Annotated in this window: 6 protein-coding genes; all 6 read left to right on the plus strand. The window is 56.5% G+C overall.

Going from position 1 to position 10,697, the window contains the following annotated elements:
* On the plus strand, window positions 1-2,290 hold a 2,290-nt coding region (locus BM116_RS18145; RefSeq protein ID WP_139222379.1), incomplete at its 5' end, for an SNF2-related protein.
* Window positions 2,291-2,665: 375 nt separating this feature from the next.
* Window positions 2,666-4,546: a class I SAM-dependent DNA methyltransferase gene (locus BM116_RS18150; RefSeq protein ID WP_090475309.1), complete on the plus strand. Its 1,881-nt coding sequence runs from the start codon at window positions 2,666-2,668 to the stop codon at window positions 4,544-4,546.
* On the plus strand, window positions 4,536-5,894 hold the full coding sequence (locus BM116_RS18155; RefSeq protein ID WP_083729334.1) for a restriction endonuclease subunit S: 1,359 nt from the start codon (window positions 4,536-4,538) through the stop codon (window positions 5,892-5,894). The genes BM116_RS18150 and BM116_RS18155 overlap by 11 nt, the downstream gene beginning before the upstream one ends.
* Window positions 5,884-8,448 carry a DUF8426 domain-containing protein gene (locus BM116_RS18160; protein ID WP_235846796.1) on the plus strand — a complete coding sequence of 855 codons (2,565 nt, stop codon included), beginning with the start codon at window positions 5,884-5,886 and terminating at the stop codon, window positions 8,446-8,448. The genes BM116_RS18155 and BM116_RS18160 overlap by 11 nt, the downstream gene beginning before the upstream one ends.
* On the plus strand, window positions 8,445-9,773 hold the full coding sequence (locus tag BM116_RS18165; RefSeq protein WP_083729336.1) for an McrC family protein: 1,329 nt from the start codon (window positions 8,445-8,447) through the stop codon (window positions 9,771-9,773). The genes BM116_RS18160 and BM116_RS18165 overlap by 4 nt, the downstream gene beginning before the upstream one ends.
* Before the next feature lie 4 nt (window positions 9,774-9,777).
* A partial coding sequence (locus tag BM116_RS18170) for a type I restriction endonuclease (protein WP_139222380.1) occupies window positions 9,778-10,697 on the plus strand: 920 nt, incomplete at its 3' end.

A 10,697-nucleotide genomic window follows, 5' to 3' on the forward strand; every position in this document is an offset into this window, starting at 1 on the left:
CTTCCTCCAGATCAATATTCGCTCTCATGGCGCATTGAGTCACTCCAGAGCAGGGGACGAGAGCGTCATCTCCGACCTGATGGTGCGGTCACAAACCCTGGCGGTTGATGAGGCGCACAATTTCCTGAGCCAGACGTCTAACCGCTCTCGTCAATTGGTTCATAACCTGGCAGATCAGGTCGTGCTGTTTACAGCAACCCCGTTCAATCGATCCGCCAGCGACCTGCTGCGTATGATCGACATTCTTGGTGCAGACAACTTCGATGATCAGGTGCTAGCCAGCCTGGAACGACTGACGCGTCTGAAAGGCGGGTTGAGAGACGCGGCACCAGAGGATCTCGCGACGCTTAAGAGTGCATTGGCCGGATTCATGGTGCGTCGCACCAAGAAACAGCTCAACAGCATGGTCGATCTTGAACCGGACGCATACCGCTTGCCTACCGGCCGAGTTTGCCGATATCCGGAGCATCATTCGCAGGTCTACGAGCTGAATGAAAGTGCGAACGACATTAAGCTTGCCGGAGAGATCCTGGCAATTGCCCGGTCATTGGTGGGCATAACGCATTTTGAAAAAGCTTTGTATCTGCCCGAGAGCCATGCTCGATCCGGAATGAGTGCTGAGGCGTACCTGCAAATGCGGCTAAAATCCGCCAAGGGGCTTGCCTGTCATCATGTTATGGCCAGTTTGCGTTCATCTCGACTGGCCTTGTTCCGGCATATTCTTGGTGAGCGCGAGGCATTGCAACGGTTGCATCTGCAGCATGATCTTGCAGTGGAGGGCGATGATGCCACCGGCAATATGCGGGAGCGTATTACTGCTCTGCAGGGGCGTGTTCCTGAGAATCGTCTGGGCATCGACTTGCCTACATGGCTATCAGACCCGGAGGAGCATCGCCGGGAGTGCGAAGCGGAGGTAGGTCGTTACACCTATATCCTGATGCGCTTGGAGCGCATGAGCGACGGCAGGGAGCAACGTAAATGCCAGCTTTTACTTGGCCTGGCTCGGCAGCACGAGCAAGTCATTGCCTTCGATCATTTTCCTTTGACGTTACGTTATCTTCAGTACCTTATAGCGCGGCCGCATGGCGACAACCGTGTCGAGGTTTTGCTTGGGGTAGGGGGCAAGAAACGGCAGAACCAGGCGCTGCAGGCGCGACTCGATCCTGAGCGTGGGAAGGGGCGGGTGATCGCGCTGTGCAGCGATGCCTTGTCTGAGGGCGTTAACCTGCAGCGCGCCTCGGCAATGGTGCATCTGGATATGCCCAGTGTGGTGCGTTACGCCGAGCAGCGGGTCGGTCGCATAGACCGTATGGATAGCCCCCATGACAGCATCGAATGCTGGTGGCCCAGGGACGCCGATACCTTTGCTCTCAAGGCAGATGAGCGGTTTATTGCGCGCGTAGAGGATGTTGAGTCTTCGCTTGGCGGTAACTTGCAACTGCCCGATGCCCTGCTGGCCAACTCAGGACCAGAGCGGCTGATAACACCAGAGCAACAGCAGCAGGAGCTTGAGGAGCGCGCATCTATCCCCTGGGACGGTGTTGAGGATGCATTCGCAGCGGTGCGAGGGCTGCTCGAAGGGGATCGAGCGATGCTGACGGCAGAGGACTACACCATGGTTAGAGAAGAAACTCTGGCGGTCTTGTCCCGTGTCAGTCTGGTGAAGTCCGATCAACCGTGGCTATTTGTTTGTCTGGCCGGAGAGGCCAAAAGGGCGCCTCGCTGGGTGTTGATCGTTGATCAGCAGCCTAAGCCGTTGGTGCATTTGCCGGATATTGTCGAACAGCTGCGGCAACGCTTGGGGCAGGGGCAGAAGGACCTCCCGCTCAGTCATGGTGCTGGGCGGCAACTTGAGCGCTTCCTCGTAAGGTTGTCTGAGCAGGAGCGGCTGTTGCTGCCGCAACGTAAACAGCGTGCACTGGATCAGATGCAGGATGTTATTTCGGTCTGGGCAAGCCGCAAGGGGTGGATTGAAAGCACTGGTCAGGCTGATGCTATTCAGCGTTTGTTACAGACGCTCAAGCATAACCACATAGAAGGCTGCCCCGATTGGGCGCAGCTGGCAGACGCCTGGTTGGATCTCGTGCGGCCTACATGGTTTGGCTATCTGAACAAGGTTGCTCGACGCTCACAGATTGTCCGCTTGCGTGACATTCGCAAGGCGCTACTCGCTGAGGCGTTGCCGGCTTCGACTATCATCGAGCGGATCTCGGGCATCGCCCTGCGGCAAACTTGGGAAGAAAGAATTGTTGCGTGTGTGCTGGGTTACTCCGGCACACAGACGGAATAAGGTAACTAGTGCCCTGTCTGCTTAGGCGAATTGCGTCAGACCTGCCTGAAAACTTGACCTGTATGCATGACCATTATTGGTCTGTCAGCTAACGCGACATATCATCCAACTGTGCCCGCTTGGAGTGGGCAGGGATGGAACCCCTTGGTCATGGATGACCGACTCTGTTTCAGCGTCTCCGGCAAAAACACCGCGGGAGACAACAACCGCTTTACCCCGTGACTGTCGCTGGCTAAAGTGATGGCCATCACACTTCGCCGCAGGTCATCAGGGATGGACCGCGTGATGCTGCCTGCTTCGCTCTTCCTCCCTGCTTGCCTCCGGTAATCCGCGTTGTTTCAAGGCCGCCGTAGCGTGGCTTGCAGGAGTTTCGTTATGCATGATCAGGCCCGCCTGTCGCAGTCGCTGTTGGCTTTGGTGCCGGTCGATGGTTCCAGCATTGGCAACCAGTCGTTGTTCGAGCAGTTGAGCGCTGCCTTTCCCGATCTGTCTCAGGATGCATTTGTCGAGGCGCGTGATGCGTTGATTGCGCAGGGCGTGCTGCAGAAAGGACGAGGGCGTGGTGGTTCGGTCAAGCGCAGTGAGGCCGATGGCAGCGCTGTGGCTGCGAAGCCTGCGGCAGTAAAGAAACCGGCGCACAGCGCCGAGAAAGCCGCTGTCAGCAGCATGGATGACCTGAAGAAGACCCTCTGGGCGACCGCCGACAAGCTGCGCGCTAATATGGATGCCGCCGAGTACAAGCACATCGTGCTTGGGCTGATCTTCCTCAAGTACATTTCCGACAGCTTCGCCAGCCGCCGCGCCGAGTTGGAGCGCAAGCTGACCGATGAAAGCGACGACTACTACCTGGGCGATGACGATCCGGAGTTGCTGGCCGCCGAGCTGGAAGATCGCGATTACTACCGCGAGGTCAACGTGTTCTGGGTGCCGGGAGTGGCACGCTGGGAGTCGATCCGTTCAGCTGCCAAGCAGGCGGACATCGGCAAGCGCATTGATGATGCGCTGGCGGCCATTGAGGCAGAGAACCCGCGCCTGAAGAACATCTTGGACAAGCGTTACGCTCGCGCCCAACTGCCGGACGGCAAGCTGGGCGAGCTGGTGGATCTGGTTTCGACCATCGGCTTTGGTGACGACACCGGCAAGGCGCGCGATCTGCTGGGGCAAGTGTACGAATACTTCCTCGGCCAGTTCGCCAGCGCCGAGGGAAAAAAGGGCGGCCAGTTCTATACGCCGGCCAGCATCGTGAAAACCCTGGTCGCAGTGCTTAACCCGCACCACGGCAAGGTGTACGACCCGTGCTGCGGCTCGGGCGGCATGTTCGTGCAGTCGGAGAAGTTTATTGAGGCCCACGGCGGCAAGCTGGGCGATGTGTCCATCTACGGCCAGGAGTCCAACCCCACTACCTGGCGGCTGGCGGCGATGAACTTGGCCATTCGTGGTATCGACTTCAATCTGGGCAAGGAGCCGGCGGATACCTTTATCCGCAATCAGCACGCGGACCTGCGCGCCGACTTCGTATTGGCCAACCCGCCGTTCAATATCAGCGACTGGTGGCATGGCAGCCTGGAAGGCGACCCGCGCTGGGTGTTTGGCACGCCGCCACAGGGCAATGCTAACTACGCCTGGCTGCAGCACATGCTGTATCACCTCAAGCCCAGTGGCCGCGCCGGCATCGTGCTGGCCAACGGCTCCATGAGCTCCAGCCAGAACAGCGAAGGCGAAATTCGCCGCGCCATGGTCGAGGCCGATGTGGTGGAAGTGATGGTCGCCTTGCCCGGCCAGCTGTTCTTCAACACCCAGATTCCCGCCTGCCTGTGGTTTCTCGCCAAGGACAAACGTCATAGCCAAAGCCCCGGCGGCGTCGACCGCAGCGGGCAGGTGCTGTTTATTGATGCCCGCAAACTCGGCACCAGCGTCAGCCGCGTACAGATCGAACTGACCGACGCCGATATCGAACGCATCGCGCAAACCGTCGCCAACTGGCGCGGCGAGCCGCTGGATGTGGGCGGTGAGATTGCCGAATACCAGGACATCGCCGGCTTTTGCCGCAGCGTCAAACTCGCCGAAATCGCCGAGCACGGCCATGTACTGACGCCTGGGCGCTATGTCGGTGCTGAGGAAGTGGAGGATGACGACGAGGCCTTTGCCGAGAAGATGCAACGGCTGACTAAGCAACTTGGTGAGCAGATGCAGAAGGGCGCAGAGCTCGATCAGTTGATCCGGCAGAAGCTGGGGGGGCTGGGGTATGAGTTATGAGATTGCCCCGGCTTTTGTGACAGTGCCATGTGACAAGTATTGTTTGCGTGTAGCAGACGGCACCCATGACAGTCCTAAACAGACAAGTGTTGGAAAGCTTCTTGTAACGTCAAAAAACGTTAAAAATGGTGGCCTCTTCCTTGATTCTGCCTATTTTATTTCTGAAGAGGACTACGTTGATATCAATCGTCGTAGCAAAGTGGATCAATGGGATCTACTCCTTACGATGATCGGAACTGTTGGTGAAATCTGTATTGTCGACCAAGAGGCTCCCAGTTTCGCTATCAAGAACGTGGGGCTTTTGAAGTGCGGTACAGAGCTTCGAGCCAAGTGGCTCTACTATTTTTTGAGATCCCCTCAGGGTCAGCAATTGATCGAGCAGCGTAAGAAGGGGTCAACGCAGCAATACATTTCGTTAACTGAAGTTCGGAACTTGCCTATCTCGTACCCGGCAAGCAAGGCTGACATGCACGACGCTGTATCTGTGCTTGGCGTTCTCGATGACCGCATCACCCTGCTACGCGAAACCAACGCCACCCTCGAAGCCATCGCCCAGGCGCTGTTCAAATCCTGGTTCGTCGATTTCGACCCCGTGCGCGCCAAGGCCGAAGGCCGCCAGCCGGAAGGCGCTATACAGGGAAGTATGAGTGCCGCTGAAGGCAGGATGACGAAAGCGGCCATGGACGCCACCACCGCCGCCCTGTTTCCCGATAGCTTTGAAGAGTCCGAACTGGGCTTGGTGCCGAAGGGGTGGAAGGTTGGGACGCTGGGAGATATTGCACAGACTGCAAGGCAGCAAATGCAAGTTTCCGAACTGCGCGCCGATTTGCATTACGTCGGGCTTGAGCACATTCCCCGGAAATCTCTGAGTTTGACTAGCTGGGGCAATGCTGAAGGTTTGGAGAGCGCAAAGGCGGCTTTTTCCGAAGGCGATATTCTGTTTGGCAAGCTGCGGCCTTATTTTCATAAGGTAGTGATTTCCCCGTTCGCGGGCGTTTGCTCGACTGATATTTTGGTTTGCCAGCCAAAGATTCAAAATTATTTTGGTGTGGTGGCAATGCATTTATTCAGTGAGACGCTGATCAACTATGCAGATCGTCTCTCGAATGGTGCAAAGATGCCCCGAGTTAACTGGAAGGACTTGGCTGCTTATCAGATTGTTATCCCGCCAGCAGAGCTTGCAGAGAAATTGAATGAGGCAATTCATCCGCTTATTGCTCGCATGATGGAAAACACGCATCAAGCCCAAACCCTAACACAACTCCGAGACACCCTGTTACCCCGCCTGATCTCCGGCCAGTTGCGTCTGCCGGAGACCGCAAGGAGCGAAACACCTTATGTTGACTGACGAGTATTTAGAAAAAGTCTGCTCCGCACGTGAAGGCCAGGAAGATATCAGGCGCTGGGTTCAAATGGTGATTGAGGCGATTGTTGCCCGTTATCCTGATGTGGATATTTATCCGGTCCTTCTACGAGCGAGAAAATACACTGGACTAGGCTTTGGCTGTAAATCAGGTAGCAAAGCCAGTCACGTCGCTTTTGGTTTATCCGTTTTTCCTGAAAGTATTCGGCTTGGCCCTAAACGAAAAACCCCTCTTCGCAAGGCGCTGGAGGCTGCGGGTAGAACGGACTTGATTGTTTCTGAGCCGGGCCGTCTTGCTGACAAAGTTGCTGTAGATGACTGGTTAACCGCGCTTGAAAGCGCGCTTGGTCAACCGTTTGTTGCAGCGATGAAAGGCAACTCAAAGCGGCCAGAGGACTTTCCTGTTCCTGAATTGGATGACAGCGAAGATGGTAGCGCTCAGTCAGGCGCCATTGAGGGATACCCAGACAGGCGAGTAACTGAATTGCTTCGGAAGGGGAGCGAGGAGGATAAAGCCTGGTTCTGGACGCTCATTCGTACACTGCGCCAGCGCTTTCCAACAGCAGATCACTACACAGTGAACCTTGACCCTACCGACGTGCGCGTGGGGAGCAAGGCCAGGGCGGAGAAGAATGGCAAGGTCGCGTTCCGCATCCGCTGGAGTAAAGACGGGTTTACCTGTGATGCGCGTGATTTGAAGAACCATTTGGCGTTGCTGCAAAGCCAAGGTGTAGCGGAGCAGATCAACTCAAGAGTGCAGGTGGATCAGCCCCAGATCAACGCGTGGCTGGATGCTGTGATTAACGCGGTGTCTTTGGAAGCGCTGCCATTGGAAGGAGAAGGGCGTATGCCACGCGACTATGAAAACAATGAATCGCAGAGCAATGATGCAGAGATGAGCACTGCGCACAACGGCGGTAGCACAGAACTACCGCCACTCAACCAGATCCTGTTCGGCCCGCCCGGCACCGGCAAGACCTACAACACGATCAACGAAGCGCTGAAGATTTTGGCGCCGCAGCTTTTGGAGCAGAACCGTGGTGACGACCCCGACTCGCGCAAACGCTTGAAAGAGGCGTTCGATGAGCTTGTTGACAAGGAGCGTATCCGCTTTGTGACCTTTCATCAGAGCTTCAGCTATGAGGACTTTGTGGAAGGTTTGCGCGCTCGCACGGATGAGACAACTGGCCAATTGCGTTATGACGTGGTGGATGGGGTATTTAAGTCACTCTGTGAGGCTGCTGCGTCCAAGGTAACTCAACAGGCTGATGCGCCTGCTGGAGTCGGTGCGCGGCGTGTTTGGAAAATGTCGCTGGGTAATACGCTGGGCGATGACGCCAGCATTTTCCAAGAGTGCATCGACGGTGGGTACGTTCTGCTCGGCTATGGTGGCGGAATCAACTTTGCGGGCTGCGCTAACCGGCAGCAGGTTCAGGCGCGCTTTGCGGATAACAATGTGTTGCCAGAAAACCCAGGGACCGATTACGGCATCACTAGCGTGACAGCCTTTGTGGCCAAGATGAAAGTCGGTGACCTGATCGTCGTGTCGGATGGCAATTTTAAGTTGCGGGCTATCGGCGAAGTGACAGGGGATTACCAGTTCAAGCCGCATAGCGAATTTGATGCTGATTACTCGCAAATGCGGTCGGTGAAGTGGCTGCGACATTACCAACCTTCCTTGCCTCACTCGGAACTGCTGAATGGGCAGTTCAGCCAGATGACCTTATACGAATTGCGCGCGCCAACGCTCAATAAGGAGAAGCTGGAGCAGCTGCTGGGCGCCGGCGTTCCGGAGGGTAGGGCAGAGAATGATGCTCGGGTGCTGATCATTGACGAAATCAACCGAGGTAGCGTTTCTCGCATCTTCGGTGAGCTGATCACGTTGATCGAAGAGAGCAAGCGAGCGGGGAGAGCCGAGGCGCTCTCTATTGTTTTGCCGTACTCCCAGACGCGATTCAGCGTGCCGGATAACCTCTACATCATCGGCACCATGAACACCGCGGACCGCTCCTTGGCTGGGCTGGACATTGCCTTGCGTCGTCGCTTCGTATTTAAGGAAATGGCCCCTATGCCTGACCTGCTGGCCGGCGTTCAAGTGGCGGACGTTAGCGTCTGCGAGTTGCTGACAGAAATGAACAAGCGCATCGAAGTACTGCTGGATCGCGATCATTGCCTGGGGCATGCGTACTTCATGCCGTTGAAAGAAGACGGTCTGACAGAGGAGCAGAAGCTGGCGCGGCTGGAGCTGATCTTCCGCAATCAGATACTGCCTCTGCTGCAGGAGTACTTCTTCGAAGACTGGCAGCGCATTTGTTGGGTGCTGAACGATCATCGCAAGGGTCTTGACGATCGATTTGTTCGCCAGTGTAAGAAACGGGATGCCGTAGCGTTATTTGGCGACGCCAGCGTGCCTGTTCAAGCCGGGGTATGGCGAATCAACGACAAGGCTTTTAATCGTGCTTCTGCCTATGCCGGCATCATTACTGCTAATTACAAGGGTGAGGTCTCAACGGATGAACCAGAGGAGGCGGATGCGTGAGCGCATCTGTCGTCGTGCGTGAATACGCGTGTCTGACCACTGCACCGGTAGCGCCCGATGATCTTGATTGTGCGCAGGTATCGGAAAGCGCGTTCGACTGGCTTTGTGAGCTGAGTGCTCGCTTTAACAGCAATGGCGCGAAACTGCTACAGGTGCAGGGGCGTCGCTCGCTGAAGTGGGACTCCTACGTGGGCGTGCTGGAGACCCCCTGTGGCACGCGCCTGGAAATCGTACCCAAGCACCACGAAGAGGGTGATTGCCTGCAAAAAGGACGGCAGTTGCTGCGCAAGCTTATTCAGCGAGCTCTGGATCTGAAAGCCCGTGAGGCATCGGTGGCAGGGCTAGAGCTGTTTGAGGCGCCGCTCAGCGAATGGGTAATGGCGCAGTTTTTGGCGGAGCTCGACCTGTTGGTGAAACGGGGTGTGCGGTTCGACTATCAACGTGTCGAGGAGGAACAGCGCTTTTTGCGTGGCCAGCTCAACGTGGTTGCACAGATGCGTCAGCGCCCCGGAAAGCAGCACTACTTCCAAATTCGCCATGATGTATTTCAACCGAATCGCGCTGAGAACCGTCTGCTCAAATCAGCTTTGGAGCAGGTGGCGAAGAGTACCAGGGATGCTAACAACTGGCGGCTAGCCGCTGAGCTGCGCGCGATGCTCAGCGATTTGCCCGCAAGCCGTCAGATTGACTTGGACTTCCGGGCTTGGAGCACTGATCGCCTGATGGCGCACTACCAGGCAATTAAGCCTTGGTGCGAGCTGATCCTCAATCAGCAGATGCCGCTGGCGGTGAGCGGTGAGTGGCGCGGAATGAGCATGCTGTTCCCGATGGAGAAGCTGTTTGAACGCTATGTAGAGGGCTGGCTGAGGAACTGCCTAGTGCCGGGCGCCGAGCTGATTACGCAGGGCAAAGGGATCGCTAAGTCTTTGTGCAAGCAAGGTTCAGAACCGGTGTTTGAGTTGAAGCCCGACTTCCTTGTTGATAACGATGGTAGGCGTTGGGTCTTGGATGCAAAGTGGAAACGCGCCGGGCAGGGGGCTGAGAAAAAGAAAGAAGCACTGCGTGAAGCGGATTTTTATCAGTTGTTCGCCTATGGTCACAAGTACCTGGATGGCAAGGGCGAGCTGGCGCTGATCTACCCGAGAACCCGACAATTCGACCAGCCGCTGCCACCCTTTGATTACAGCCCGGATTTGCGGCTTTGGGCTTTACCTTTTGATTTAGACGCTGATAGGTTACTGATCGATGATGAGATGCAGTTCACAGACTGCACGAAGGCGGCAATGGGTACTGCTCCGCTCGACCAGGCAGTAATACCGGGATAAAGGAATGACCGAAGATCAACTGGAGCAGGAAGCACTCGGCTGGCTGGGTGAGTTGGGCTATCAGCACCTCTATGGGCCGGATATTGCCCATGATGGCGATAACCCGGAGCGCGAGAGCTACCGTGACGTAGTGCTTGCCATGCGGCTCCGTGCAGCGGTTGCGCGGCTGAACCCCGCTGTGCCGCTCGCCGCTCGTGAGGAAGCGGTGCGTCAGGTGCTGGAGCTGGGTGTACCTGTTCAGTTGTCTGCCAACCGCCTGTTTCATCGCCTGCTGGTCAGTGGTGTGCCGGTTCAGTATCAAAAGGACGGTGAGACGCGTGGTGATTTCGTGCGCCTGATCGACTGGGCGGATGTGAAGGCCAACGAGTGGCTGGCGATCAATCAGTTCAGTATCCAGGGCCCCAAGCATACCCGCCGGCCGGACATCATTTTGTTCGTCAACGGCTTGCCTCTGGTGCTGGTCGAGCTGAAGAACCCTGCGGATGTGAATGCGGATCTGGTCAAAGCGTTCGACCAGATCCAGACGTACAAAGAGCAGATTCCGGATTTATTCCAATACAACGAGATCCTGATTATCTCCGATGGTAGCGAAGCCCGAATGGGCTCGCTGTCGGCCGATATCGAACGCTTCGCCCGTTGGCGCACCATTGATGGGGTGAACCTGGACCCGTTGGGGCAGTTCAGCGAGCTGGAAACGTTGATGCGCGGTGTGCTGGCGCCGGAGATGTTGCTCGATTACCTGCGCTACTTCGTGTTGTTCGAGGATGACGGCAGGTTGGTGAAGAAGATCGCCGGCTATCACCAGTTTCATGCGGTGCGCGCTGCCATCAATCAGGTAGTGGATGCGTCGCGCCCGGGCGGTTCGCACAAGGGCGGAGTGGTGTGGCACACCCAGGGCTCAGGCAAGAGCATCACTATGACCTG

It is taken from the genome of Halopseudomonas pachastrellae, from assembly GCF_900114765.1.
In the GTDB taxonomy this organism is placed as follows: Bacteria; Pseudomonadota; Gammaproteobacteria; order Pseudomonadales; family Pseudomonadaceae; genus Halopseudomonas; species Halopseudomonas pachastrellae.

Bases quoted from the DNA above. Each gene is read 5' to 3' on its own strand.
- BM116_RS18160 (WP_235846796.1), top strand. From the start codon at position 5,884: ATGTTGACTGACGAGTATTTAGAAAAAGTCTGCTCCGCACGTGAAGGC.
- BM116_RS18155 (WP_083729334.1), top strand. From the start codon at position 4,536: ATGAGTTATGAGATTGCCCCGGCTTTTGTGACAGTGCCATGTGACAAG.
- BM116_RS18150 (WP_090475309.1), top strand. From the start codon at position 2,666: ATGCATGATCAGGCCCGCCTGTCGCAGTCGCTGTTGGCTTTGGTGCCG.